Origin of the sequence: Rhizobium sp. Rhizsp42, assembly GCF_047304155.1 — a bacterium.
GTDB lineage: Bacteria > Pseudomonadota > Alphaproteobacteria > Rhizobiales > Rhizobiaceae > Rhizobium.
Genome location: NZ_JBGLYS010000007.1, coordinates 1 through 25107, shown reverse-complemented (window position 1 = coordinate 25107; position 25107 = coordinate 1). Strand labels below are relative to the sequence as shown.

Sequence of the window (25107 nt, the reverse complement as noted above, 5' to 3'; positions counted from 1 at the left end):
GCGTACCCTACCGCTCGGGGTGCGCCTAGAGGATGTCGCTATGCTCACAATCAAGCGCTGCCAAAAGATTATAGACAGCCTGCGTGCCGTCGAGCGCTTGCGTGGGGAGCGTGCGGTGTGGGAACGCCGGGAAGCTGAACGCTACGAGAAGCTGGTCAACGTCTGTCTGCTGCTTGGGATGAGCGATACGGATGAGATCGACGAAGAGGCCATAGAGGCGCTCGCTTCTGGCTTAAATCCTTAGCTGTCTGGTACCTCCTCACAACTTGTCCGCAATTCGACCTTGCTCCCTTGCCTGATCCGCGGCCGAATTTGCTGATGTCCCGCCTTCGCCAGACAAGCCGAGCTGGAATTGTTTTCCCTGAATTGCGGCCCTGCTGGCAACCACTACCTCGATTAAGTCTACTACTTTTATAGTCTATTATTGAAGGCGAGGGATAAATGAGAGAGATAGCGAGCCGGATTGATACAGACGTCTTGGTCGTTGGCGGAGGACCCGCGGGATGCTGGGCGGCGTGGAATGCGGCAGCGAGTGGTGCCAGCGTCCTCCTAATCGACAAGGGCTACGTCGGCACAAGTGGCGCGACGGCAGCGGGTAATACCACTACCATCTACACGCGGCGCGGCACGGCCGAACGCGCGGCGACAGTGGGCCAACGGGTGCGCCTGGGACAGGGCTTCACCGAGGCCGAACGTGTGGAGCGTGTACTCGATCGGACGCTTGAGAACCTCGACCTCCTTGCAGAATGGGGTTACGACTTCCCAACGTACGAGGATGGACGACCCTATCGTGGCATGCTCCGCGGCCCCGATTACCTCCGTTTCATGCGCCAGAAGCTGATCAAGGCGCGGGTGAAGGTCATTGATCACTGTCCTGTGGAAGAGCTCCTTGTCTCGGATGGGGCCGTCGCCGGAGCAATCGCGCGCTTCCGTCGGAGTGGCGAGATTGTCGAGATTAGATCGGGTGCGGTTGTTATCGCCACGGGTGGCTGCGCATTCCTAAGCGGAGCGCTCGGCACCAACAACCTGACTGGCGACGGATATTTGGTCGCGGCCGAGGCCGGAGCAGTTCTCTCCGGAATGGAATTTTCTGCGCAGTACGGCATTTCACCAGCGTATTCGAGCGTGACAAAAGGCGTAGTGTATTTCTGGGGCACGTTCAGCGACGAGCAGGGTAAGGTTCTGACCTCGCCGGGTGATCGGCAAAGCGTAGTGGCGCGCGAACTCATTCGCGGCCCGGTCTATGCCATCCTCGACAAGGCATCGCCACGCCTCCAAGAAGGCTTTCGTCGAGGTCAGCCGAACATCTTCGTTCCCTTCGACCGTATGGGCATCGATCCGTTCAAGGAGCGCTTCCCCATCACCCTGAGACATGAGGGCACTGTCCGTGGCACGGGTGGTCTCAAGATCGACGAACGGTCCACGACCACGGTGCCGGGACTGTTCGCGGCCGGAGACGCCGCTACCCGACAGGGTATGTCGGGAGCGTCGACGGGGGGCGGTGGACCGAATTCGAGCTGGGCGATGGCGACAGGCTCATGGGCTGGTGAGGACGCTGCGAGCTACGTTCGCTCGCTGGGTGCAAACTGGACAACGCGAGAGGTTCGCTCGGCCAGCCAGCGTGAAGCCCGCCCATCGTCGCACAATGCGGTCGATCTGGATGCCGTGGTTACCCTGACCAAGCAGCAAGTTTTGCCGCTGGACGGCGGCTACTTCAGGAGCCAGGAGACTTTGTCCAAGGCATCGGGCATCCTGTCGGCTCTTTGGAACGACGAAGCGTGGCGGTCAGGAGACCGCGCGAAGGTCCGTCAGGCAGAGGCGCTGATCGCTACCTCGCGGTGGGCCACAGAGAGCGCCCTCCTCCGGAAGGAAAGCAGAGGCCTTCAACGTCGGACGGACTTTCCGGATCTCAACCCGCATCTCGCACGCTCGATTGATTCCGGCGGGACCAACGACATCTGGGCGTCCTTCCAATCTCAGCAGCAAATGAGTGAAGTATCATGATCGAGATCGTCAGCGAGGATCGCTGCATAAAGTGCGACCTGTGTGTGGACGCATGTCCTGACAACGTATTCGATGCCGTTGCGGATAGCGCTCCAGTCATTGCCCGACAATCAGACTGTCAGACGTGCTTCCTATGTGAACTCTTCTGCCCGACCGACGCTCTGTACGTGTCACCCCTCTCCGAAGCGATCGAGGGTTCGACCGAAGCCGATCTGGTCGCGCGAGGCGTCATGGGAAGCTTCCGCCGCGAGATGGGCTGGAAGAACGCAAAGCCACGGGGGACCGCAGGCGACATGAGTTACCGGATCTTTGAGACCGGAATCATCACACCTTAACTGGAGAGACCAATGAGACGACTTCTATCGACACTACTACTGGCGGCAACCGTCGCTTTTGGCGCAGCGGCGGCTAACGCTGAAGACGCACCCGCAACCATTCGGTTCGGCGACGTCGGCTTCGGATTTGGCACGCCTTTCGGTGTCGGACTTCAAGCCATCGCAGATGCCAAAGGGTTCATCGCGGACGAGTTCAAGGGCACCCCGACCAAGGTTGAATTCACGTACTTTACCGGGACCGGTCCCGCGATCAACGAGGCTCTCTCGAATGGTCAGCTCGACTTCACCTCATATGGTGCCGTACCGAACATCATCGGCAAGGCTAATGGGCTGGATACAGTGATCCTGGCCTCTTATGGTGGCACAACGATCTTTGGGGCAGCGCGTCCGAATCTCGACATCAAGTCGATCGCCGATCTCAAGGGCAAGAAAGTTGCTATTCAGAAGGCGACGATCATACATTGGGGTCTGATCACAGCGCTGAAGAACGCCGGGCTGTCCGAGAAGGACATTACCATCGTCGATCTCAAAAATGCCGATCAGCTTGCTGCGATCGCAGCCAAGAGCGTCGATGCAGTCTTTGGCGCAGACTTCCTGCTGCCGCTTGAGGATAAGGGACTCGCCAAGATATTCTATAAGTCGTCAGACGCCGGAGCTTCGGGCGATGGTTTCGGCGCGTTCCTCGTGACCGACAAGTTCCGAAAGGCATATCCAGAAGCCACGCAGAAGGTCGTGACGGGCTTCGTCAAGGCGGCTCAATGGCTCTCCGACGACAAGAACAGGGATGAGGCATTCAAAATCTGGTCGCGTGCCGGATCACCGATCGAGGTGATAGCCAAGTCGAATGCCGGAAGTTCACTGGGCCAGAAATACAATCCGCGTCTCGACGACTTCTTTACGTCCCGGTACCAGAGCGGAATCGCCTTCGACCGGGAGCAAAAATTGATCCGTCGCGATATCGATCTCGATACATGGGTTGACCGTACCTATGTCGACAATGCCGTGAAGGCGCTCAAGCTTGAAACGCTCTGGCCGGATCGCTCCGCCACAGGCGCGGTTCAGAACTGATTGGAACGTCGATGGCAACGTTTGGTGCTGAGGAAGAAATTCTCGTCGCTCGCAGCGCACCGGAATTGCGCCTCGCAAGGCTCAAGTCGTTCTTCGTCAGCGCCGTTCTCGTCGTCATACTGCCCGCAGGGCTGCTCACACTCTGGTGGGCAGCCTCGACACAGGGCTGGGTGTCAGCCCAAGTCCTGCCGCAGCCGGACTGGGTCCTTCAGACGTTCCTCGATCTGATTGCTAGCGGCGACATCCTCGCAGCGGCTGCGGTCAGCTTCCGCCGCATCGCCGAGGGCTTCTTGATTGGGGCATCCCTCGGCTTCCTGTTCGGTCTGCTCATCGGAAAATCAAGCACCGCGGACGCTTACCTCGGACCGACCTTCAGGGCATTGGCCGCGGTTCCCTCGCTGGGTTGGCTGCCAATATTGATCCTCCTTCTCGGGATCGAGGAGAGCCTGAAAATCGTCATTCTTGCAAAGGCCTGTTTCGTTCCGATGGCAATCAGTACAGCTGAGGGAGCCAGAAACGTGCCCAAGGGCCTGACCGAAGTCGCACATGTTCTGCGTCTGCGGCCGAGCACAAGGTTCTTCAAGCTGACCATCCCGGCGATGGCCCCGTTCATTGCCAGCGGTGTCCGGCTTTCTCTCAGCCAGGCTTTTGTCTCGTTGATCGTCGTGGAGATGCTCGCTGGCACTGACGGGCTCGGCTACATGATGGTCTGGGGAAGAACTCTGTTTCAGCTCGATATCGTCATTGTCGGTATGATCGTCGTCGGGGTGGTCGGCTTCGCGTTGGATTTCCTTCTGAAGCGCGCCGAAGTCCTCGTTCGTCGCGGGAGTGGCGCTCATGGCTGACCGTTCGTCACGGATAAACGGATTTCCTCGAGGCGCAGTGCTGCCACTGGCGGCGGCGCTCGTCTGGTCCGCTGCTTCAGCGGCCGGTATTCTGTCCGGCCCCATGGCGGTCAGCCCCCTCAAAGTGGTCGTTACCCCATTCGTCGATCCCTCCGGTCGAGAACTTTGGATGGCCATGCTCGCAAGCATCATCCGTGTACTCGCGGGAGGAATCCTTGGCGGCCTCTTAGGCTTGGCTTTGGGTTATCTGGCCGGAATGTACAGGGTCGCGGCTCTAGGGCTCGCGCCGACCGTTCATACAGTCAGACAGGTCGCCCTGTTCGCTTGGATACCGCTGCTCACGGCATGGTTCGGCAATGGCGAGAGCACAAAGTTGGTTTTCACCGCTTTGTCGACGTTCTTTCCATTGTTTCTGGCCACTGAGCAAGGCGTCAGGCAGGCCCCTTTGCCTCTCATCGAAGCAGCAGAATCACTAGGCCTGCGACCGTGGACCCGCGTTCGCAAGCTTTATCTTCCTGCTGCGTTGCCCAGCATTTACGTCGGGCTGCAGATTGCAGTCCTTTCTGCATGGATCGGGACCATCGGTGCTGAGTATGCCATCGGGAATGGCCGCGGTCTCGGAAGCTACATCGCAAGCGCTCGCGATCAGTTCAGGATGGACATCGTCATCGTTGGTGCCTTTGCGCTCGCGGGAGGCGGCGTCGCGCTTTCAGCGGCAGTCCGGTTCGTCACCGCCAGAATCTCACCGTGGAGCCATGAAGCCTGATGAACGCCCTCGCACTTGAACACGTAAGCAAAAGCTACATCCTGGAGGGCGCTGAACGACCAGTTCTCAAGGACATCAACCTACAGGTCGAACACAACGAAATCGTCGCGATCGTTGGCGCATCCGGGTGTGGGAAATCCACTCTTCTGCGCCTGGTGGTTGGTCTCGACGCGGACTACCGGGGCACCATCTCATGGGGCGGTCAGAACACGCCTGCCTTGACCAAGGTTGGCATGGTGTTTCAAGATCATCGTCTCTACCCATGGCTGACTGTTGAAGGAAATGTGGCTTTGGCTTTCGACAACACCAGCCTTTCCACTGCGGACCGACTGGATAGGACGAGGCACTATCTTCGGCTCGTTGGTTTGGCCGACTACGCTAAAGCCTATCCGCGCCAATTATCTGGTGGCATGGCGCAGCGTGCGGCGATTGCCCGTGCATTGGCGCAGGAACCCGAAATCCTTCTTATGGACGAACCATTTGGAGCGCTTGATTCGATCCTCAGGATGCGGCTTCAGGACGAACTCCTGTCAATCTGGGAGAAGAACAAGGTGTCCATCGTCATCGTAACGCACGACGTCGAAGAGGCTCTGTATCTAGCAGATCGCGTTCTTGTCATGGAGCCAAACCCGGGCCGCATCCGGGACGTTGTGGAGGTCGGGCTGCCTCGCCCCAGGGACCGCGGCGATCCTGCTCTCGCTGCGCTAAAGCGGAGGTGTTTGGCGACCCTCATCTAAGGCAATGCCGGATGGTGAGCGTTATCTCTCCGAGACATTGTGCTCACTCACCTCGTCATAATAGGGCCGCTTAACCCCGGCTGGCGGGAGTGAATCCATAGGATGCTGATCCAGGGCAGCGAATGTTAACCTCGGTCGCATAACACCGGAACGCGTCGATTCTCGTCGCAAGCGATTCAATGATGTAAGAAAATGCGTCGCATTTTCTACGGCGGAGGCGAAGTTATCATCGTCAGCAGCCGCAAAGGTCGAAGCGAGGCTCTCGATCTCGCTAACAAGTTCAGCAAGGGGCAGTGAGCTTCCGGCGGCGTGTTGCGAAACGGCTATCTCGAGAACGCTCGTGAGTTCGCATACCAGTTTGTCGATGATTGCCCGCCGGGAGACTCTTTTAGGCGATATACGGTTGCTGTGGGCAGCGAGTGGGTCGAAGCTGTTTGAGTTTGTCATTTCTGAAGTAGCTTCCCGGGGCTGAAATGGCTAGCGCGCTGAGCATCAAGAGAACGCCCACATGCCCGAAACTATGACGCCCAAAAACATTATGAGGACGATGATCCTTTCGGCTCGGGCACTCATCATTGGTTCCTCGCAGTTCCGGTCATCTCGATCGACCAAGATAGAGAACGAGCATGTCTCGCCCCTCTTCCGATACCAATGAGCGACAGGAGTTGAAGGCTGGAATTCTTAAAGTCGTCGATCAGCATGTTTCGATACTCGTGGGCCGGTTCTCTGTCTCGGCTCCCGCCGAGGTAAAATAGCGTTGGCAGTTTTCCATTCTTCCCCCTCAAGCGGCTCTCGAGCCGTCGCCGGCACGGCTCAAAAGCGTGTGGATTGCCGTGAGGACCTCTGCTTGTGACCCGAAACAGTGTCCGTCCAGATCGTGCACATGGAACTTCACGGCAATGAAGCGCAGGCGCCCCTCGTCTGGCACGACTATGCCGACCGGCAATCCCCGGTATTCGATAACTTGTTTGGACATGTCGCTCTCTCGTCGCTACTCGGTCGCAATATTCTACTGTTTTTATGGAGTATGTCCGCGTGGACTAGGCTTGGCACGGGCCGCATTGCTGAATATCGAGTGCTACGAGGAAAAATGTTTTCTTTAAATGGCGGCGGCGAGAAGTCGTGAGGTATGCGTGGGGCGATCGTGGCACGACCGCCCCACTGATGATCTTATTTTACAGGGCGGATGTTCATTGCCAACGTATCCTCGTCAGACCGGGGAACGATAGTGAGTTTCTTGTTGAGGCCCCACGCGGTGATAACCGAAGTGACGCCCAAGTTCGGCCGATCCGAAGCTACCAGTGCGTTTGCGTCCTTGAGCTGTTGCTCCCGCTTCTTAGGGTCCATCTCGACGCCTGCCGCCTCGATCAGTTCGTCCAGAGCCGGATTTGAATAACCGCGATTGTTGTAAGCGCCGAGCTTTGTCTTGGGATCAAAGGTGTGGACCAGCGACGAAAGCGTGTAGTTCGATTCACCGGTCAACGTGCCCCAGCCGGACATCGTAAAGGAGTAATCACCCCGGGTGTTCGCGGGGAAGAACACGGCACCGGGCACCGCGTTGGCGACCGCGTTGATGTTGATGGCAGACAACATCTGGACGATCGTTGTTCCGACATCCTTATCGCCAGGAAGACGATCGTTGGTGAAGCTGAAGGTTACCTTGAAGCCGTCGGGGTAACCAGCCTCCTTCAGGAGCGTCTTTGCTTTCTCGACATCGGGCTCGGGAACCTTGATATCCGGATTGTATCCAAAGATGTTCGGCGTCACCAGTTGCGACTGAGGCGTACCCAGACCTTCCATTGCTACCTCAGCAAGGGCGACGCGATCAATCGCTAGATCGATGGCCTCGCGGACCTTCGGATCCTGGAAGGGGTTTTTGGGAAGTGGCTTACCGTCGTTTGCGGTAATCTGTGCTGGCTTATCCCTGAAATCGAACGAGAGGTTGAACAGATACACACTGTTCTGCTTGACGATCGAGACATTGGGATCCGTTTCCAGCGTCGGAACGTCAGACGATGGAACACGCGAGATCAAGTCGACTTGGCCGGCTTTGAGCTGGGCTACACGGGCAGCATCGTTCGGCAGTTCCTTGCGGACAACCTTTTCCCAAGGCTCCTTTCCACCCCAATAGCCGTCAAAGCGCTGCAGGACGAGTTCCTCCTTGGGGGTCCAGGACACGAACTTGTAAGGGCCAGTGCCGATCGCTGCTTTGCCCGTATTGAAAGCAGCGGAAGATTCCTCCGGCGTGTTGAGCCTATTGGCCGCATTGTGCGAGACGATGAACAGGCGGATGAAATCGTTCGGCAGTGTGGGAGCTGGTCCGGTCGTCTTCACGCGAATGGTGTGATCATCGATGATTTCGGTGCTCGCCACGCGGCGCACGTAGATCGTGGGCGGATTGGGGCCAGCAACGTGAGGAATACGCTCAATGGAAAACTTGACATCCTCTGCCGTGAAATCCGATCCGTCATGAAACTTCACACCCTTACGAAGCTTGAATTCCCACGTTGTATCGTCAATCGCCGTCCAGCTTTCCGCAAGGCCAGGTTCAAGCTCCAAGTTGTTGCCCGACTTGATGAGCGTATCGAAAATGTGCTTCATCGCCTCAGCATGAGTACCGGCGGACGTAAAGTCCGGATCGATTGAGAGCGGGCCCGCGCGGACGCCGATCGTCAGATCGTCCGCAAACGCAGGGAGAGATACCCCACCCATCAGGATCGCCGCTAATGCCATCGACCTAGTGTTGTTTTGAAAAATCATTCTTCGTTTTCCTCTACCGAAATACCTGATGACCAGTTTGGTGAATCGACGACAACCTTGCAGAGCAATTCGGAGAGCATCAGCTTTTCAGCGGCCGTGAGGCCGGCAAGCATCTCCTGCTCTCTCTCGATTTGCGGCTGCATGCATTCGTCGACAATGCGTTTCCCTTCGTCCGTCAGGTAGAGGACGAAGCTTCTGAGGTCGGCGGGATCGATCTCCCGCCGAACGATGTCTTTATCGAGCAGCTTTTGAATCGCGCGGCTGATCGTGTTTTTGGGAAAGCCCGAAGACGAGCACACCGCGCTAGCGGTGAGCCCGTCCTTGAGTCCGAGCGCGTAAATGACAACGAATTCTGCTCGTTGCATCCCGAACTTCTTTTCGATCCAGCGATAGATCGGGACGTTGAAATTCAGCGCCAGGAAATTGATGCGGAAGGAGAACCAGCAAGGGTTTTGCCAAAGCTTTGCAGCCACGAGCTCATCGACATTCGCCTCGTTGAAGCGCTGTCTTCCACCTTCCCTCAGCAACACTGAGAAAGCCTCCGTTTCAGCCATTGACGATCCCCATTCTCTACTTGCCCCAACACCATTCGTCCCGTATGGAACTTGACGTTGGAGTTTTTGACTGTCAATCTCTTTTTTTAGTTCCGTACGGGACTTTATTTAGACTTTGGCGACCACGAAACATCGAAACTAACATCTGGCCGATTGGTAGGTATTCATTGCTGATGGAGCGGGTGCGCCGCACAATAATGCTACGCAGGAGACGGTATTGAGAATTGCTGAAATGAACTGGATGCAGGTCGAGGCGCGTGCCGCGACCGACGACCGCTGTATTCTTCCGATCGGAAGCGTCGAGCAGCATGCCTATTTGAGCCTTTGCGTTGACATGATCCTCGCGGAAAAAGTCGCGGTTGACGCGGCTGCTCCGCTCGGCGTTCCGGTCTTCCCGGTGCTTCCCTATGGACTGGCGTCATCGTTCGCAGCATTTCCCGGGACACTGTCTCTAAGTCTTTCAACCTACATTGGCGTCATCCGCGATCTGCTCGATAGCATCCGCCGCTCGGGCTTTCGAAGAGTTCTTGTGGTCAACGGGCACGGGGGCAATTCGCCGGCCGCAACGATTATCTCGGAGTGGCTGAATGACCACCCAGAGACCTCAGTGAAATTTCACGACTGGTGGCGGGCCCCGCGGACTTGGGCAAAGGTCATGGCCACAGACCCTGACGCGTCGCACGCATCCTGGATGGAGAACTTTCCTTGGACACGACTGGCTGGAGTGGAACAACCATCGCACGCCAAGCCCCTCGTCGACTTCGCGCGATTTGCACGGGTCGATGCTCTTCGCAAGCGAGAGATGATCGCCGACGGAAACTATCACGGGCGCTTCCAGCGCCCGGATGACGAAATGCTAGCTATATGGGATGTCGCAGTCGCCGAGACGCGTGAAATGATTGAGCAAGACTGGGACTGACGCCCTCACTAAGCGTGGAAATATCTATGACTGGTTTCATACTTCAACGTCTGGTTCAGGCTGCAATCGTGATTGTCGCAATGTCTATGCTTGTGTTCGCCGGCATATATGCGATTGGCAACCCCATCGACGTACTAATCTCGCCTGATGTCACACAGGACATCCGCGCCACGATTATCGCCCAGTATGGCTTCGACCAACCGCTCTGGCGGCAATACCTAAGCTTCGCCTTGAGGCTTCTTCACGGCGATTTTGGCAATTCCTTCGTCTACAACATGCCCGTTTCGCAACTGATTATCTCTCGCGTCCCAGCCACTCTCGAGCTCACTCTATCTGCCGTGCTTTTTGCCAGCCTCATCGGCATTCCGCTTGGGATGTACGCGGGATATCGCCCACAGAGCAGCATCGCGAAAACGATCATGGGGCTTTCAATCCTTGGCTTTTCCGTACCGACTTTCTGGTTCGGATTGATGCTGATCATGACATTCGCGGTTCAGTGCGGATGCATGCCAGCTGGTGGACGGGGTGCAACCGCGACCCTTCTCGGTACCCAATGGAGCTTCTTGACCCTTGACGGCCTGTCGCATCTGGCACTGCCGGCGCTGAACCTGGCATTGTTCAAATTTTCCCTGATGATCCGCCTCGCGCGTGCGGGAACACGCGAAGTCATGGTCAGCGACACCGTCAAATTCGCTCGCGCCGCGGGACTTGCAGAGTTCACCATCCTGCGCCATCACGTCTTGCGCCTCATAGCAATTCCGCTGGTTACGGTCTTCGGGCTCGAGCTTGCCTCGACGCTAGCCTTTGCCGTTGTGACCGAAACTATCTTTTCCTGGCCAGGCCTGGGCAAACTTATAATCGACAGCATCACGTCGCTCGACCGCCCCGTCATGGTTGCTTACCTGATGTTCGTCGCCCTCCTTTTCATTTTGATCAACCTCGCGGTGGATTTCGCATATCTCGCGTTGGATCCGAGACTGCGGAGAGGACGCTCTTCCTAATGTCAAACGATACCTTTCTTCGACAGTTCTGGCGCGACTTCTCGAGAACTCGCATCCCGGTCATAGCTGCTCTCATTGTCCTTCTCATTGTCGTGCTGGCGGTCTTTGCTCCTTTGTTGACGCCGCAGAATCCATATGATCTATCCCACCTTGTGCTACGCGATGCTCGCAGGCCACCGGGCTACATCGGGACGGGGGGGTATGTTCACTGGCTTGGCACTGACGCGCAGGGCCGCGACCTCTTTTCGGCGATTGCCTATGGATTGCGAATCTCATTGTTGATGGGCGTTGTTGCGACCGGGACAGCATTGGTCATCGGCGCGATCGCAGGCTGCGGCGCAGCTTATATGGGAGGGCGGTTGGAAGCCGTCGTCATGCGGTTTGTCGACTTGCAGCTCTCCTTTCCCGCGATGCTGCTTGCCTTCGTCATCGCCGCGGTACTCGGCCAGGGGCAATACCAGCTGATCCTAGCCCTGATCTTTGCCCAGTACGCTTATTTCGCCCGAACGGCACACGGGGCTGCGGCTGCTGAGCGCCAAAAAGACTACGTCGAAGCCGCGCTCTCGATCCCTTTGAGTTCCTGGCGCGTGCTTAGTCGGCATATTCTGCCAAATGCCGTACCACCGCTGATCGTCGTTGCAACGGTACAGGTCGCAAGCGCTATCTCGCTCGAGGCGACCCTCTCATTCCTCGGCGTTGGCTTGCCACCCACGGAGCCATCTCTCGGTATGCTAATCGCAAACGGCTTCCAGTATCTGCTATCCGGCCGATACTGGATTTCAATCTATCCAGGCATCGCGTTAATTGCTTTCATCGTCTCTCTTAATCTGGTGGGAGATCAAATCCGTGATCAACTCAATCCAAGGCTTCAGCGATGAACGCACCTATCCTCGAAGTCCGCAATCTCAAAACAATCTTTGATACTTCTCGCCGCCTCGTGAAGGCCGTCGATGGGGTGTCCTTCGATGTCCATGCAGGCGAAATCGTCGGCCTCGTCGGGGAATCCGGGTCGGGAAAGAGCATAACGGGGTTTTCGATCATAGGGCTTCTCGACGAACCCGGCCGGATTGTCGAGGGCTCGGTCAAGTTCGATGGCCGTGAACTGGTTGGCCTTCCTGCACATGAGCTTCGGGCAATCCGTGGAAAAGCTATCTCCATGGTGTTCCAGGACCCGCTGATGACACTCAATCCGGTCCTGACGATCGGAGCACAGATGGGATTGGCTTTGGCTGCCCATGAGCGGCTCTCGTCATCCGATGCTCGTCGGCGCGCGGTCGAAGCGCTTGCACTGGTCAAAATTCCGGACCCGGAGCAGAAGGTCGATTTCTATCCCCACCAGTTGTCGGGCGGCATGCGCCAGCGCGTCGCCATAGCGATCGCGGTTCTGCACAAGCCGCGACTGATAATCGCAGACGAGCCGACAACTGCTTTGGACGTCTCGATCCAAGCCGAGATTTTGACTGAAGTGAAAGAACTGGTCGCCAAGCTCGGCACTGCATTGATCTGGATCAGCCACGACTTGGCAACAGTGGCTGCGATATCCCAACGCATCATAGTCATGCAGACCGGCAAGATCGTCGAAACCGGAAGTGCAACCGACGTCTTGACGGCTCCAACCCATCCTTACACCAAGCGACTTCTGAGCTCTCTGCCGTCTCGTGCTTTACCCGGCCAATATCTGGGCCGTGCGATCGGTGTCGACGACGCCGCTCCACGCGAAAGTGGCAGAACGCGACACGCGTCAGTTCCACTCGGTGTGCCCTTCCTGGTGATCGACAGCGTCAGTAAACGTTTTAAGAGCCGGGTCGGATTAATCCGGTCGTTGGGTATCAAAGCGGGTCTGGCCACTTCCCCAAGTGATGTCCAGGCTGTCGATGAAGTCAGCATTGTGCTCAATCGTGGAGAGGTTCTTGGGCTTGTTGGGGAGTCAGGCAGCGGGAAGTCTACCCTTGGGAGGATGGCAGCTGGCATTCACGTTCCGACCTCCGGAACCGTGAGGCTTGCCGGAAAGCAGCTGATGAGCGACGGCAAGAACCCGCGCAAGATCACGACGTCCGTTCAGACGATCTTTCAGGATCCGTTTTCGTCCTTGAACGGCCGGATGAAGGTCGGCGACGCTATCGCGGAAGGGCCGCTAGCCCATCGATTGATCAGCTCCGCAGATGCCGGCAGCTACGTTGCGAAATGGCTGTCAGCGGTGGGTCTCGATCCAACATTCGCAGACCGCTACCCCCATCAATTTTCAGGGGGACAACGGCAGCGGGTCGCCATAGCCCGCGCACTGGCAATGCAGCCTGATGTGGTGATCTGCGACGAGCCCGTCGCGTCCCTGGATGTTTCTATTCAAGCTCAGATCATCAACCTGCTCTTACGCCTGCGCAGGGAGCTGGACCTCTCAATCATCTTTATTTCCCACGATCTCGCTGTTGTGCGACACCTGTGCGACCGAGTTGCGGTTATGTTCAAGGGTAAAATCGTCGAGGAGGGTCTCACCAGCGATATCTATGGGCAACCCCGTCATGAATATACGCGGCGATTGCTGGCCGCGGTACCAGAGCTGCCCGCGGCCGCTGTATGAGATCGCATTCAATACGGCGGGCACGGTCGGGCCAGTTTAATGTTGCGGTAAGCCAAGAACAGTAGAACAATGACGCATAAACCAAATTGGCCGCCATGAAAGATCGTATCCAAACCACTGACGCCACGATTAGACAGGCAATTCGATCGAGACTTGCCGCGTCCCATGCAGGCGAGGACGCGGTCATCGTTGACGAGCTTAAAGTGTCACTCGGAAGCGGCCGCCTCGATGTCGCGGTCATTAACGGCCGTATCGACGGGTACGAGATAAAGAGCGACCGCGACACGCTCGATCGCCTGACGAGGCAATCAGTAATGTTTGGCGCGGTAGCTGACCGAATGACCCTCGTTGTTGGTCAGCGCCACCTGCAGAGATCACTTGGTATGGTACCTGATTGGTGGTCTGTCCTGCTTTCAACGACAGCGCGCGACGGTAGCATCCGATTCAAGACGATAAAGCGCGGCCGGCTGAACAGATCACAAGACAAGATCGCTTTGATTGAAACGCTCGAGCGTGACGAGATTGTTGCGATACTCGCATGGGCTAATCTCGATCGCGGATTTCAATCCGCGAACTATAAAGTTTTAGCGGATCGCGCCGCAGCATCTATGTCCCGCGATCAGATTGCATTATCTGTCAAAAAGATGCTCAAGATACGGTCCCGTCTGGCGTTCGATTTTGGCGACCTTGCGTTTGGCCGGTCGGTTATTGACTGCGCTGTGCCATCTTCTTGAGATGTTCGGCGTTCTACTCGAAAATCCGATGATCAAGGCAACATAGGCCTACGGTTTTTTGATGCACCTTCAGGTGGATGGTGCGAGCAACAATACGTTCATCTGTCGCCGCGGGGACACCCGGTCCTTCAGGGCCGGGAGGTCGCCCAATGGCGAAGCCAACCTGGATTGCTTGCACAGAGGCAGGAAGTTTTCTACCGGCTATTGCCGGGTCGACCGATCCGGGTTCCCATTGAGGTATTCCTACGTGATACCTCGCTTTGTCCGTTCAGCACAAACATCAATACTTGCTCGCGCGCTTGCGATCGCTGTCTCCTGCCGGCGACCTGCCGCTTCCGCCGGTGGGCTAGCGGCATGGCTTATGGAAAAGGGAAAAGCAAAGACCTCATCAAGAGGGCTGTTGAACTCGGCACGCTGCCGACGTCACCCCAACTGTCATCGCTAAGGTCCGGAATTCTGAGAGCTGTCGCGACGATGGCTGCCTCTATCTGGCCGAGCGACATTCTCCAACCGATCCCGCACGGCAAGGAGATCGACGCCGTCATGTTGAAGGTCCAGTCGGGGCTGTCGAGAGGCGGCCTGAACAGCGTCTGGGGTGAGAAGGCCAGGCTTCTCGCGAAGTCTGCTGTTCTAGAACAATGGAAGCGTGCCCAGCGAAATCTCTTCGGCAGGTTCAAGAATGTCGGAAAAGTGGGCGACGAGCCGATGGCGGACGGTGTTAAACGTCTGATCAATTTGCCGGAAGCATTCTCTAGGAGGCTGGCGGCGGAAGACCTAGAACAGTTGCAAGACCTTGCTGCAAAGACCGATTTTGCTTCCACGCTTAATCTGTTCCGCACACTTGGGTCCGGCGACTGTGGCTTGACCTCGACCCAGGCCGAGGCGCTAAGAGCAATCCTTGGCATAGCGCGCGAGCGGTTCGCGTGCCCTGTCTGGAAGGCAGACGCCGTCATTCAGCTGCACCTCGATTATCGCTGCCTTCGCGGCGGTAAAATTGCACTATCCGCATCGCTTGAGGCGCTCGGAAACGGCGCTCGGACGAACACCGCGGTAGTGGACGATCTGCCACTGGCTTCGACGTCGCCACGGGGCGACAGCATTGTCCTCCCTATGCGGCTTTGTCGCGAGGTGGCCGAACACACGAGCCGGCATGGAAGCGGCCAGATACGGCCGACGTCGCTGCTGGTGGAGCTTGGTCCGGTTCAGGTTCGGCCGAAAATGGTCGTGGTGCGGCCGCCGGACACAGCGCCAATAGTTGGATGTCGCACCGTCGTCGCCGAGGACTTCGGGTTCACCAACACCTCCAGCATCGTCGTACTGCGTAGCAGAACGCCTATCGGCGAGGAGGAACTTGCACGGATCGGTGGTCACAACGGCGGCGACGAGAAGAAGCTGACCAAGACGCAAGCGAAGGCGCATCTGGAAAACCACGTGTCCGCAGATGACGTCGAGGTCTTGGAATGTGTTCAGTTCGGCGGACGCGACTTCCTTGCGCGCGTCAAGACGCACGCCACCAAAGTCGATAGACTGCGATCCGAAATAGACCGCCTGTATAATCGCCTCGACCGCATCAGGGCGGAAATCAATGTGGTCGCGCGCACCGAACCAGATGCGCTGGTACCAGAGATCGCTGCGATGCCGGACCATTCCCGATACCTGGCGATGCACGCTCGCTTCTTTCGCCTGCTCAAGGCGATCGACGGCCTCAAGGAGGCGCGGTGCGCTGTTTACCGGGCGGTAGCAGGGCTGAAGAAGTCCTGGTTCGGCTATGTCGCGCAGAGGAAGGCAGACCTTGCCGCGAAGCACGACGCGGTGGTCGTAACAGAAGACCTCGACATCCTCGGGGTTCCGACCGACGATCCGGCCTACAAAGGTCGGACCTTCAACAAGATGATCAACAACGGATCGAAGGGGCAGTACATCCTGCGGTCCAAAAACACCCTGACATGGAGAGGCATCCGCTCGGTGAAGATACCGAGCTTCTACACAAGCACTACCGACTGGAGAAACGGAAAGGTCGACAGGGATCAAAGACGCGGAGCGATCTTCAGGGCTTCCTTCGATGAGCGCGTCTGGGATGCCGACCTGCACGCCGCCGAGATGATCGGCCGCTATCTGTTCCTGAAGCCCAAAACGGAAAGCATCGTCGCGGCATTGGCCGTTTAGTGACAAACGTTTCCCCCTGCCAGAGGCCGTGGCCTCCGGTGGACGGGAAGCCCGGTCCTCTAGGGCCGGGAGTGTTCACATTGCGGCGTCACGTATGCCGCGAGAGATCAAACGACAGAGAGAGGCTTTTCGCCAAACTCTGTGAGCTAGATGTGAACGATCCGATTCTGGACGAGCTCGCCGCATACCGCTAAGAATACCCATCTGACGAGAAGTTCCTGCATGAGTTTGCAAACGCCGAGTTCACGTCAAATATCATGGAGCGAGCACGATATTGCCTTGAGCAGCTCGAACTCGCGAAGCACGGCAACCACGCGGAGTTGGACATTCTCGGGGCCGATAGCGTGCATGTTGAACATATCATTCCGAAAAAATCAATTCGAAGAGAAGCAAGGACGAGTATGGCAACTGGCCGGAGTATCTTGGCGAACGCGCGGCGCGGCTCCATCCAACACCCGTCCACCGTATCGGAAGCCTCACTCTGTTTTCACGCACACTCAACATCATAGCTTCGAACAATCCGTTCTCTGCCAGAAAGGACGGTTAAAAGTCGTCGTCGATTTTGATGACAAAGGACTTGGGCCAGATGGCGTATTTCAAATTCGCGCAGCTGGAAACGCGATCGAAGTCATTGGCGGACGCGGCTGTCAAGCGGTGACCTGCTCCGTAATTTGTAACAAAACGGTCGGCGCGCCCATGTGTTACCGCAGACATGACGCGCGCTGTCAACATACACAGTCAATAGGCGCGGGATTAAGTCCTACAGGCGTTGGGAAGACAAGGCCGTGACACTCCGCGGATGCATGAAGCTTCATCTGGAGGCGTACGAAAAACGGCGATGCCAACTCATTCAGCCAATTCAGCCAAGTCGGATCGGTGCAAGTCACGCTCCGAGGATACGCTGCCAATTTTAAGCTCCTCACCACAATCAGAGCAGACAAATTTCGGATGGAGCACGGCACCGCATGAGTGCTTGAACACGACAACGTTCTCGGGATCGTCGCGGACAAACTTGTCGCCCCAGTCCCTGATGGCGTGCAGGATAGCGAAGAGTTGGTTGCCGGACTCGGACAGTCGATACTGATATCGAACCGGCCTGTCTTCGTACTTCTCCTTCACGACAATGCCAAAGGCTTCCAGCGACTTGAGCTTGGCTGCGAGAACATCTCTGGGCGCGCCGGTGTTCTTCACGATCTCATCGAACTTTCCGGAGCCGAATGTAAGCTCTCGGATCGCCAACAGCGCCCATTTCTCTCCGATTACCTTCAGAGCGGCATCGATGGAACATATACGAGGGTCAACAGGTCTTGGCTTGCGCATAGCTGTTGCATACACCACCAGGAGTGGATTTGCAATCAAGACCCACGTCGATCAGCTGCTATCTGATGAGTAGCGCCCTGAAGTCATTCACGTTCGTCCCGGTCGGTCCCGGCTTGAACAGATCACCGATCGCTTCAAACGCTTTATAGCTGTCGTTTGTGCCAAGGTGCCTCACCGGATCCAAGCTCGCCTGCGTCATACGAGCAAAGGTCCTTCCGTCGGCGAAGGCCCCTGCGTTATCACCGATGCCGTCGACGCCGTCGGTATCTGCGGCAAGAAGTTGGACGTCAAATCCGTGGAGTGCGATTGCGGCAGCCAGCGCAAATTCGGTGTTTCGGCCGCCTCTGCCCGACTCGGGCTTCAAGGTCACCGTGGTCTCCCCTCCAGACAGCAGTAGCACAGGTCTCTCAAAGGGCTCGCCGTGAGTGGCAATGCTCCTTGCGATCGCTGCGTGCATTGACGCGATGTCGCGTGATTCACCCTCGATCGCGTCTGAGAGGATTACAGCACGGATACCGGATTTCTCGGCCAGCTTTGACGCTGCCTTCAGCGAAAGCTGCGCGGAAGCCACGATGTGATGTCTATTTCGTGCGAATACCTCGTCAGAAGGTCTTGGAGCCGCGGCCTCTGGGGACATGAGGTGGTCGATAACGCCGGTGGGCAGAAGCAATCCATATTGAGCGACGATGTCCAACGCATCCTGTGCGGTGCTTTCGTCTGGAATAGTCGGACCGGTTGCTACGAGACTTGGAATGTCACCTGGTATGTCCGATACAACGAAGGTCACAACTCGCGCTTTTGTGCTTGCTGCCAGACGACCTCCCTTGATCGACGAAACGTGTTTTCGGATGATGTTCATTGCCGCGATCGGCGCACCGGACGCCAGAAGAACGCGGCTCACCTCGATCTCGTCGCTCAAATGCAATGAAGAAGGCGGTGCTGGCAGCAGAGCCGATCCCCCGCCGGAGATCAGCGCTATCACAAGATCGTCGGCGGTGAGGTTGCTGACGGCTTCCAGCAGTACTCGGCTTGCGTTCAACCCGGCTTGGTCGGGCACTGGATGGGCGGCCTCCAGCACCTGGATGTTCTTCGTCTCGCAGCCGAACCCGTATCGCGTCACTACGACGCCAGTCAGCGGTCCGTCCCAAAGTTGCTCCAGCGCCCTTGCCATCTGCGCCGATGCCTTGCCGACACCGATCACAACTGTACGACCTTTGGGCTTAGCGGGCAGATTGTCCCGCATCGCGAGCGATGGATCAGCAGCCGCGACAGCCGCATCAAAGAGCGATCTTAGGAAGACCTTGCTATCTTCGTGCATGTAAGAATCCACTGCTAGGTAACGCGATAGAGCGTGGCGCATACATTCCACGACGAAGAGCGCGGAGGGTGCCCGCTCGATGCGGACACCCTCCTTAGGGCATTAGGATGCGTAGAAGTCTACAACCTGCTTTGCGAACTTTTCAGGATACTGGAACAGGAAGGCATGGCCACTGTCACTGTAGAAAGTTGTGACAGCGCTTTTTAGCTTCCGAGCCATTTCGAACGATTGAATCGAGGGCTCCATAACGTCATGCGATCCGTTTGCGACCAAGATCGGGACCTCAATCTCACCGAGCCGGGCCCAAGCTGATTTCTGACCGCTGTTCCAGCTCTGGATCGCTTTTGCCTGCTGCTCCCAAGACTCTTGTTTCACCGTCAGCACCTGACCGGATTCATGATGGAAGAAGCGGGAAAGAACTTCTCCTGCGGCAGCCTTCCCGGTCTCGGTGTGAGCAAAGAAAATGTAAATGATGTCGTCCACAGTGAGATCTACTTTCTGACGGATCTCGACTGATTTGGGATCTTCGGTCGGGCGAACGCTGGGCTCGCCCGGGCCCGAGCCTGCAACCACGACCTTATTCACAATGTCCGCATGGTCCAGAGCCAGCACCTGAGCGACGAAGCCGCCCATTGACCATCCGAGGATATCTACCTTTCCGTACTTTTGTGCTTTCACGAAATCAGCAACGCCTTCAGCCATAGCTGCAACGCTATCTGGAGCGACACCATCGCTCGAGCCGATTCCAACGTTGTCGAGAACAACCACCCGCCTGGTCTTCGAGAGTTCTTCGAGAAGCGCTGGATCCCAGTCGTCGATCGTGCCGCGATAGCGTTGAAGCAGAATGATCGGCGTTCCGGTGCTTGCTCCAACTTCACGATAGCCGTAGTTGGCAAGGGCGCCTTGGACGTACTGCGTCTGAGCTGAGTCAGCTTTGTATTTCGTCACGATGTTTTCCTTTCAATATGTTGAAACGTTCGGCGAAGAGTGGCGAGATGCTCATGCGGCATTGGGCGCGTTGAAGCCCGCAAGCCATGATCGGATCTCGTAGTTCACTTTCTGCGGAGCATCCTGATGCACCCAGTGACCGGCGTCGGGAATGGAAACAAAACGGTACGAATGCTCGAACCATTCCCAAAGATCGCTCAAGTGCTTGAGTGAGAAGTAGGGATCGTCCAGCCCCCATAGGATCAGCGTAGGGACCTTGTAGATGAATGGAGAGACGTCATCCGGTGGCGGATTTCCGTACGGTGGACCCGGGTATATCTTCTTGTAGTAGTTGAGCATCCCCTCGATTGGAGAAGCCTCGAGGTACTTCGCGACGTACCGTCTCCACTCCGGGTCGCGGATATTTCTGACGATGTATTCTTCGTTCTTGGAGTCACCCGGTTGATATCGGTGATATGGGAGCGTGTACCTTGCGAGCTTTTGCTGCTCGCTGTCGGCTTGCAGCAGATTGAGAAACGGCTGCAGAACCGGAGAATTCAACAGAACCAAGCTTTTGACTCTCTTTGGATGATAGAGAGCAAAAGCTTGTAGCACCACGCCACCCCAGTCATGTCCGATGACATGCGCACTTTCCAGCTGGAGGTTATCCAGCAACGCGACCATATCGCCAACGAGCTCCCCCACCGAATAGCGATCAACATCGGTTGGCACTGAGCTGGGCGGATAGCCGCGCATAGTCGGCACGTAAACCGTATGGTCTTTGGCGAAGTCTGCGATCTGCTTGTGAAAAGTGAGATCGTTGTCAGGGAAGCCATGCACGAATACCAGCGGCTCCCCCTCACCGTAAGACAGGCAATGTATCATGACGTCGCCATTGATGAATGACGAGTCGATACAGACGAATTCTTCCAACGCGGCGAGCGCGAAAGGCTCTTGGATGCTTGGCATGCTTTGATCCTCCACCAAATAGCCAGAGCTTGATCAGGCGAAAACCATGCCACCGTCTGAAATGATCGTCTGTCCAGTCATGTAGTCAGACTTCGAAGACGCCAGAAACGATACGGTATTGCCCACATCCTGCGGCGTCTGGAGGCGACCTACCGGGATGCTCGCGACCAGGGCCTTCTGAATTTCTTTTGCGGTGTCCCAAAGAGCGGTGTCCACGACGCCGGGCGCGTATGCGTTGACAGTTATTCCGTGCGCTGCCCACTCTTGCGCGGCGGCCTGCGTCAGTCCGCGGACAGCGAACTTGCTGGAAGAGTAGGCAGCGAACCCACCAGCGGCTCTATGAGCCACTTGTGAGGCAGCACCGATTATCTTCCCACCGGTTCCTTGCTTGATGAACTGGCGTGCCGCAGCTTGATAGGTGAGAAATACGCCGCGAACGTTGATTTCGAACATTCGATCCCAGGCGTCCGACGAGAGATCAATCAGCGAGTCCACACGGGCGATACCCGCGTTCGCAACGACGACGCTCAGATTGCCAAGCTGGTCATACGCATTCTGAAACGCCTCGGCGACCTGCTCGGCAGCGGTCACATCGGCCAAAACAACCACGGCCTTTCTGCCCAGAGCTCGGACCTCGCTTGCAACCGCTTCGGCTTTCTCGGACGAGTTTGCAATATCATTGATGGCGACATCAAAGCCGTCCGATGCAAGCTGGAGGGCAATGGCCCTGCCGATGCCCTGCCCGGCTCCAGTGACCAACGCTGCGCCCTTTTGAGATTCCGACATGTGTTCCTCCATAGCTGTATCTTGTCGTGATTTTCGTAGCCACGATTTAGATAGCGCAGTGGATTTGTTTTGCCAACCCACTATTTTCCGTTTCACATGCCGCCAATAAACCCACGTTCGCACCAGCCGCGAGGTGATATGTGGACGTGTCGGAACAGGGCGCGACCGCCCGAGGTTGGTGCGCGCGAAGGCTTTGAGCCGTGGGAAGGTGATGGAGTAAGTGAACGCGGAGGCGGGCTGAAGAGTACCACATGCAAAAATTGCTTCCTGACCGTCAACTAACAACGCAGCAAGCTTGCACTGAGGCCGACGTTTCGCCTGCGAGGTTGGAAGGCACGCTCGGCAGTCGCGGGACTGAAGAAGTCGTGGTTCGGCTACGTCGCGCAGAGGAAGGCAGACCTTGCCGCGAAGCACGACGCGGTAGTCGTAACCGAAGACCTCGATATCCTCGCGGTTCCTACCGACGATCCGGCCTACAAGGGTCGGACCTTCAACAGGCATCCGCTCGGTGAAGAGTAAGCGGTTAGCCGAGGGCGTGGGGCTTGAAGTTCCAGGGCATAAGCGCCTCGATTTCAGAGACAGGCCAGCCTTGAGCAATGCGGGTCAATGTCTGTGAGAGCCAGTCGAGCGGATCGACGTTGTTCATCTTGGCTGTCTGCAAGAGGGTGGCCAGAGTCGCCCAAGTCCGTCCACCGCCTTCGCTGCCGGCGAATAGACTGCTCTTTCTCGTAATTGTTTGGGGCCTGATCGCGCGCTCGACGATATTGGAGTCAATTTCGATCCGGCCGTCCGTCAAGAAGCGCTCCAGTGCTTCGCGCCGGGTGAGCGCGTAGCGGATCGCTTCGGCGGTCTTGGACTTGCCAGAGACCTTGCCCAATTCCTTCTCCCAAAGATCAAAGAGGCCGGAGACGATGGTTGCGGATTTCTCCTGGCGCAGCATGGAGCGGCTGTCGGGATCCCGACCGCGGACCTCATCCTCGATGCGCCACAGCTCGGTCATCGCGATGATTGTGTCCGTTGCAGCCTTTGAGACACCACTGATGTGGAGGTCGTAAAACTTGCGGCGGAGATGCGCCCAGCACCCTGCGAGCCGGATCGTTTCATTGCTGCCGGCCTTGGCACGCGTCTTAGCGAGATTAGTGTAGGCCGAGTAGCCGTCTACCTGCAGGATGCCGCCAAATCCGAAGAGATGACGCGCCACGCATTCAGCGCCCCTACTGTCCTCAAACCGATAGGCCACCATCGGCGGACTGGTTCCGCCATAGGGCCTATCATCGCGAGCATAGGCCCATAGCCAGGCCTTCGTCGTTTTCCCCGAACCGGGCGCAAGTGTGGGCAAGGTCGTTTCGTCGGCGAAGACCCTTTCGCCCTCCTTGACGCGCTCAAGGATGTAATCGGCGCATATCTGCAGTTCAAAGCCCAGATGCCCCATCCACTGGGCCATCAACGATCGGCTGATCTCGACACCGTCGCGTAGATAGATTGCCTCCTGCCGGTAGAGCGGAAGGCCGTCGGCGTATTTGGAGACGGCGATATAGGCGAGCAGCCGCTCCGTCGGCAGGCCGCTTTCGATGATGTGTGCCGGTGCCAAAGCCTGGAGCACGCCATCGTTGCCCCGGAAGGCATATTTGGGGCGACGCGTCACGATGACCCGGAACTTCGGCGGCACGACATCCAGTCGTTCCGAGCGATCCTCACCAATCAGGACCTTTTCCAACCCCTCGCAGCCGGCCGGGATCTCTGGCTCGATCACTTCCTCGATGCGTTCGAGATGAGCGGCAAAACCCTTGCGCGGACGTGGCGCTCGTTTCGGCTTGTCTTTGGCCGCATGATCAAGCTCGCTCTGGATTGCCGAAAGGCCGGTCTCGACTTCTTCGAAGGCAAAGGACACCTGTTCGTCGTTGACGCCAAGGCGCAATCGCTCGGAACGGGTGCCATGTTGGGTGCGCTGGAGAACCTTCAGGATCGATGTGAGGTTGGCAATCCGCTCGTTGGCGCTCTTCTCCGCCGCCTCCAGCCGGGCGATCTCAGCTTCAGCGGCTTTCAGCCGAACTTCTTTCGCAGCCTGCTCGCGCGCCAGCGCGAGAACCATCGCTTTCAGCGCGTCAACGTCGTCCGGCAGGTCGTGAGGGGGCAAATCCATGGCAATGAATAGAGCACAAAAACAGCCGTTTTCCCAACCATTACAGCGGCATGATTCATCTTGTCGCAGGCGCTGTCAGCCCGTCAACAAGGGCCGCCTGACCTTCATCGGGCGGATCTTTTTCCAATCCATCCCGGCCAGCAACGCCATCAGCTGAGAATGGTCCAGACGTATCCGCGCCGCAGATATACCCGGCCAGCAGAAGCCTTGATCTTCCAAGGTTTTCGAATAGAGGCAGACACCGCTGCCATCCCACCAGACAATACGAATACGATCGGCCCGTTTCGATCGGAAGACGTAAAGCGCGCCATTGAAGGGATCGAGACCGCCATCCCGCACCAGCACCATCAACGACGCGGCTCCTTTGCGGAAGTCGACCGGCTGGCACGACACATAAACCACCACACCAGACGCGATCATGCCTTGCGAACCGCCCGCAGAACCTTCACCAGGTGATCAGGATCGAATGCGCCGCAGACGCGCACCACCATATCGGCAATGGCAATATCGACCGAGCCGCTGCTTACCGTTTCAACGCGCGCGAACTTCTGCTTTCCCGTTCCCTCTGTCAGGGGTGCAACAACGCCCGATGCCAGTGCCGTGCGTCGCCATCCATAAAGCTGTGAAGGATCTAAGCCTTCCGACCGGGCGACCGCCGAGACGTTCGCCCCAGGCTGCAGCGCCATGGCGAGGATTCGCCCCTTTTCGTCGTCCGACCACTCACGCGGCTTGCGTCTTCTTCGCACCGGCTCCGCTGTCAAAACCTCAAAGGTCCGAGGGTGATTCACACTGTCGTTCATAGGATTCTCCGCATGACTCATGCAGAAAATCGCCGATCAGCAGTCTGAAAGATACGTGGGGTGGCCTACACGCTTACCCTCGATGCGGTCAAGCGGGAAGAGAAGAAGCACCGCTACGGACGACGGAAGCCATGCCGTTCCGCGCTCCCACCCCGCCGCAAAGGCGAGGAGCGGAACACCAGGCGGTATGTCCACCCACCAAGTCTCTCTCTGGAAGAGATCGAAACAGGATTCCTCCGCCACATTCCAATCGGCTCAAAGTTGACCGGAAGTCGACGTAAGCTATCTGTTGGAAACATCGTAAGCGGTGCATTGACCCCGTCTGGCGATAGCGGGTTATCAGGCTTATTCGTGTGAGCTCAGGAAATGAGCTTGGT

24 protein-coding genes are annotated in these 25107 nt (G+C 57.2%); 13 read left to right on the top strand and 11 right to left on the bottom strand.

Features of this window, described 5'->3' with window-relative positions:
• The first annotated feature begins 40 nt into the window (after positions 1–40).
• From ACCD05_RS09245 to ACCD05_RS09215, 7 genes are all read left to right on the top strand, one after another.
• Positions 41–244, top strand: coding sequence for a hypothetical protein (locus tag ACCD05_RS09245; protein WP_413392132.1), 204 nt, complete (start codon positions 41–43; stop codon positions 242–244).
• 197 nt (positions 245–441) lie between these two features.
• Positions 442–2004: an FAD-dependent oxidoreductase gene (locus tag ACCD05_RS09240; protein WP_413392130.1), complete on the top strand. Its 1563-nt coding sequence runs from the start codon at positions 442–444 to the stop codon at positions 2002–2004.
• Positions 2001–2339 carry a ferredoxin family protein gene (locus ACCD05_RS09235; protein ID WP_112945911.1) on the top strand — a complete coding sequence of 113 codons (339 nt, stop codon included), beginning with the start codon at positions 2001–2003 and terminating at the stop codon, positions 2337–2339. The genes ACCD05_RS09240 and ACCD05_RS09235 overlap by 4 nt, the downstream gene beginning before the upstream one ends.
• Before the next feature lie 12 nt (positions 2340–2351).
• Positions 2352–3407 carry an ABC transporter substrate-binding protein gene (locus tag ACCD05_RS09230; RefSeq protein WP_413392128.1) on the top strand — a complete coding sequence of 352 codons (1056 nt, stop codon included), beginning with the start codon at positions 2352–2354 and terminating at the stop codon, positions 3405–3407.
• Positions 3408–3418: 11 nt separating this feature from the next.
• Positions 3419–4252, top strand: coding sequence for an ABC transporter permease (locus ACCD05_RS09225; RefSeq protein WP_112945913.1), 834 nt, complete (start codon positions 3419–3421; stop codon positions 4250–4252).
• Complete coding sequence (locus ACCD05_RS09220; RefSeq protein WP_413392125.1) at positions 4245–5018, top strand: ABC transporter permease; 774 nt, start codon at positions 4245–4247, stop codon at positions 5016–5018. Before ACCD05_RS09225 ends, ACCD05_RS09220 begins: the two co-directional genes overlap by 8 nt.
• Positions 5018–5755, top strand: coding sequence for an ABC transporter ATP-binding protein (locus tag ACCD05_RS09215; RefSeq protein WP_413392123.1), 738 nt, complete (start codon positions 5018–5020; stop codon positions 5753–5755). The genes ACCD05_RS09220 and ACCD05_RS09215 overlap by 1 nt, the downstream gene beginning before the upstream one ends.
• A 781-nt stretch (positions 5756–6536) precedes the next feature.
• On the opposite strand, the gene ACCD05_RS09210 is transcribed toward ACCD05_RS09215, so the two are convergent.
• From ACCD05_RS09210 to ACCD05_RS09200, 3 genes are all read right to left on the bottom strand, one after another.
• On the bottom strand, positions 6537–6731 hold the full coding sequence (locus ACCD05_RS09210) for a hypothetical protein (protein ID WP_148197961.1): 195 nt from the start codon (positions 6729–6731) through the stop codon (positions 6537–6539).
• A gap of 194 nt (positions 6732–6925) precedes the next feature.
• Complete coding sequence (locus ACCD05_RS09205) at positions 6926–8515, bottom strand: ABC transporter substrate-binding protein (RefSeq protein WP_413392121.1); 1590 nt, start codon at positions 8513–8515, stop codon at positions 6926–6928.
• Positions 8512–9069, bottom strand: coding sequence for a MarR family transcriptional regulator (locus ACCD05_RS09200; protein ID WP_112945918.1), 558 nt, complete (start codon positions 9067–9069; stop codon positions 8512–8514). Before ACCD05_RS09200 ends, ACCD05_RS09205 begins: the two co-directional genes overlap by 4 nt.
• Before the next feature lie 217 nt (positions 9070–9286).
• Here ACCD05_RS09200 and ACCD05_RS09195 point away from each other — a divergent pair, with 217 nt between their 5' ends.
• The 6 genes from ACCD05_RS09195 to ACCD05_RS09170 all read left to right on the top strand — a co-directional run bounded on the left by ACCD05_RS09195 (position 9287) and on the right by ACCD05_RS09170 (position 16467).
• Positions 9287–9988 (top strand): creatininase family protein, encoded by a 702-nt coding sequence (locus ACCD05_RS09195; protein WP_112945919.1) that lies wholly within the window; start codon positions 9287–9289, stop codon positions 9986–9988.
• 26 nt (positions 9989–10014) lie between these two features.
• Positions 10015–10989 (top strand): ABC transporter permease, encoded by a 975-nt coding sequence (locus ACCD05_RS09190; RefSeq protein ID WP_413392118.1) that lies wholly within the window; start codon positions 10015–10017, stop codon positions 10987–10989.
• Entirely contained in the window at positions 10989–11867 is an 879-nt protein-coding gene (locus ACCD05_RS09185) for an ABC transporter permease (RefSeq protein ID WP_112945921.1), read from the top strand. The genes ACCD05_RS09190 and ACCD05_RS09185 overlap by 1 nt, the downstream gene beginning before the upstream one ends.
• The gene (locus ACCD05_RS09180; RefSeq protein WP_112945922.1) at positions 11864–13567 is read left to right on the top strand and encodes an ABC transporter ATP-binding protein; all 1704 of its coding nucleotides are present in this window, start codon (positions 11864–11866) and stop codon (positions 13565–13567) included. Before ACCD05_RS09185 ends, ACCD05_RS09180 begins: the two co-directional genes overlap by 4 nt.
• Before the next feature lie 95 nt (positions 13568–13662).
• A complete protein-coding gene (locus tag ACCD05_RS09175; protein ID WP_413392116.1) occupies positions 13663–14301 on the top strand; it encodes a sce7726 family protein in 639 nt (212 codons plus the stop codon).
• Positions 14302–14655: 354 nt separating this feature from the next.
• Positions 14656–16467: a hypothetical protein gene (locus ACCD05_RS09170; protein ID WP_413392114.1), complete on the top strand. Its 1812-nt coding sequence runs from the start codon at positions 14656–14658 to the stop codon at positions 16465–16467.
• 846 nt (positions 16468–17313) lie between these two features.
• Here the strand turns inward: ACCD05_RS09170 and ACCD05_RS09165 are convergent.
• The 8 genes from ACCD05_RS09165 to ACCD05_RS09130 form a co-directional block, all read right to left on the bottom strand.
• Entirely contained in the window at positions 17314–17787 is a 474-nt protein-coding gene (locus ACCD05_RS09165; RefSeq protein ID WP_112945926.1) for a winged helix-turn-helix transcriptional regulator, read from the bottom strand.
• Positions 17788–17845: 58 nt separating this feature from the next.
• The gene (locus ACCD05_RS09160) at positions 17846–19105 is read right to left on the bottom strand and encodes a glycerate kinase (RefSeq protein ID WP_112945927.1); all 1260 of its coding nucleotides are present in this window, start codon (positions 19103–19105) and stop codon (positions 17846–17848) included.
• 102 nt (positions 19106–19207) lie between these two features.
• Complete coding sequence (locus ACCD05_RS09155; protein ID WP_162725235.1) at positions 19208–20053, bottom strand: alpha/beta fold hydrolase; 846 nt, start codon at positions 20051–20053, stop codon at positions 19208–19210.
• Between the two features lie 51 nt (positions 20054–20104).
• Entirely contained in the window at positions 20105–21001 is an 897-nt protein-coding gene (locus ACCD05_RS09150) for an alpha/beta fold hydrolase (protein ID WP_413392111.1), read from the bottom strand.
• Positions 21002–21034: 33 nt separating this feature from the next.
• Positions 21035–21787, bottom strand: a complete 753-nt coding sequence (locus tag ACCD05_RS09145; protein WP_112436218.1) for an SDR family oxidoreductase — start codon at positions 21785–21787, stop codon at positions 21035–21037.
• A 523-nt stretch (positions 21788–22310) separates the two neighbouring features.
• Positions 22311–23930 carry an IS66 family transposase gene (gene tnpC / locus ACCD05_RS09140; protein WP_413392110.1) on the bottom strand — a complete coding sequence of 540 codons (1620 nt, stop codon included), beginning with the start codon at positions 23928–23930 and terminating at the stop codon, positions 22311–22313.
• A 75-nt stretch (positions 23931–24005) separates the two neighbouring features.
• Positions 24006–24350, bottom strand: a complete 345-nt coding sequence (gene tnpB / locus ACCD05_RS09135; protein WP_112945931.1) for an IS66 family insertion sequence element accessory protein TnpB — start codon at positions 24348–24350, stop codon at positions 24006–24008.
• A complete protein-coding gene (locus ACCD05_RS09130; RefSeq protein WP_413392109.1) occupies positions 24347–24730 on the bottom strand; it encodes a transposase in 384 nt (127 codons plus the stop codon). Before ACCD05_RS09130 ends, tnpB begins: the two co-directional genes overlap by 4 nt.
• Between the last annotated feature and the right edge of the window lie 377 nt (positions 24731–25107).

What these genes read in the sequence shown, in the direction of transcription:
- ACCD05_RS09245 (WP_413392132.1), top strand. Translation starts at nt 41, where the DNA reads ATGCTCACAATCAAGCGCTGCCAAAAGATTATAGACAGCCTGCGTGCC.
- ACCD05_RS09240 (WP_413392130.1), top strand. Translation starts at nt 442, where the DNA reads ATGAGAGAGATAGCGAGCCGGATTGATACAGACGTCTTGGTCGTTGGC.
- ACCD05_RS09235 (WP_112945911.1), top strand. Translation starts at nt 2,001, where the DNA reads ATGATCGAGATCGTCAGCGAGGATCGCTGCATAAAGTGCGACCTGTGT.
- ACCD05_RS09230 (WP_413392128.1), top strand. Translation starts at nt 2,352, where the DNA reads ATGAGACGACTTCTATCGACACTACTACTGGCGGCAACCGTCGCTTTT.
- ACCD05_RS09225 (WP_112945913.1), top strand. Translation starts at nt 3,419, where the DNA reads ATGGCAACGTTTGGTGCTGAGGAAGAAATTCTCGTCGCTCGCAGCGCA.
- ACCD05_RS09220 (WP_413392125.1), top strand. Translation starts at nt 4,245, where the DNA reads ATGGCTGACCGTTCGTCACGGATAAACGGATTTCCTCGAGGCGCAGTG.
- ACCD05_RS09215 (WP_413392123.1), top strand. Translation starts at nt 5,018, where the DNA reads ATGAACGCCCTCGCACTTGAACACGTAAGCAAAAGCTACATCCTGGAG.
- ACCD05_RS09210 (WP_148197961.1), bottom strand. Translation starts at nt 6,731, where the DNA reads ATGTCCAAACAAGTTATCGAATACCGGGGATTGCCGGTCGGCATAGTC.
- ACCD05_RS09205 (WP_413392121.1), bottom strand. Translation starts at nt 8,515, where the DNA reads ATGATTTTTCAAAACAACACTAGGTCGATGGCATTAGCGGCGATCCTG.
- ACCD05_RS09200 (WP_112945918.1), bottom strand. Translation starts at nt 9,069, where the DNA reads ATGGCTGAAACGGAGGCTTTCTCAGTGTTGCTGAGGGAAGGTGGAAGA.
- ACCD05_RS09190 (WP_413392118.1), top strand. Translation starts at nt 10,015, where the DNA reads ATGACTGGTTTCATACTTCAACGTCTGGTTCAGGCTGCAATCGTGATT.
- ACCD05_RS09185 (WP_112945921.1), top strand. Translation starts at nt 10,989, where the DNA reads ATGTCAAACGATACCTTTCTTCGACAGTTCTGGCGCGACTTCTCGAGA.
- ACCD05_RS09180 (WP_112945922.1), top strand. Translation starts at nt 11,864, where the DNA reads ATGAACGCACCTATCCTCGAAGTCCGCAATCTCAAAACAATCTTTGAT.
- ACCD05_RS09175 (WP_413392116.1), top strand. Translation starts at nt 13,663, where the DNA reads ATGAAAGATCGTATCCAAACCACTGACGCCACGATTAGACAGGCAATT.
- ACCD05_RS09170 (WP_413392114.1), top strand. Translation starts at nt 14,656, where the DNA reads ATGGCTTATGGAAAAGGGAAAAGCAAAGACCTCATCAAGAGGGCTGTT.
- ACCD05_RS09165 (WP_112945926.1), bottom strand. Translation starts at nt 17,787, where the DNA reads ATGCGCAAGCCAAGACCTGTTGACCCTCGTATATGTTCCATCGATGCC.
- ACCD05_RS09160 (WP_112945927.1), bottom strand. Translation starts at nt 19,105, where the DNA reads ATGCACGAAGATAGCAAGGTCTTCCTAAGATCGCTCTTTGATGCGGCT.
- ACCD05_RS09150 (WP_413392111.1), bottom strand. Translation starts at nt 21,001, where the DNA reads ATGCCAAGCATCCAAGAGCCTTTCGCGCTCGCCGCGTTGGAAGAATTC.
- ACCD05_RS09145 (WP_112436218.1), bottom strand. Translation starts at nt 21,787, where the DNA reads ATGTCGGAATCTCAAAAGGGCGCAGCGTTGGTCACTGGAGCCGGGCAG.
- tnpC (WP_413392110.1), bottom strand. Translation starts at nt 23,930, where the DNA reads ATGGATTTGCCCCCTCACGACCTGCCGGACGACGTTGACGCGCTGAAA.
- tnpB (WP_112945931.1), bottom strand. Translation starts at nt 24,350, where the DNA reads ATGATCGCGTCTGGTGTGGTGGTTTATGTGTCGTGCCAGCCGGTCGAC.
- ACCD05_RS09130 (WP_413392109.1), bottom strand. Translation starts at nt 24,730, where the DNA reads ATGAACGACAGTGTGAATCACCCTCGGACCTTTGAGGTTTTGACAGCG.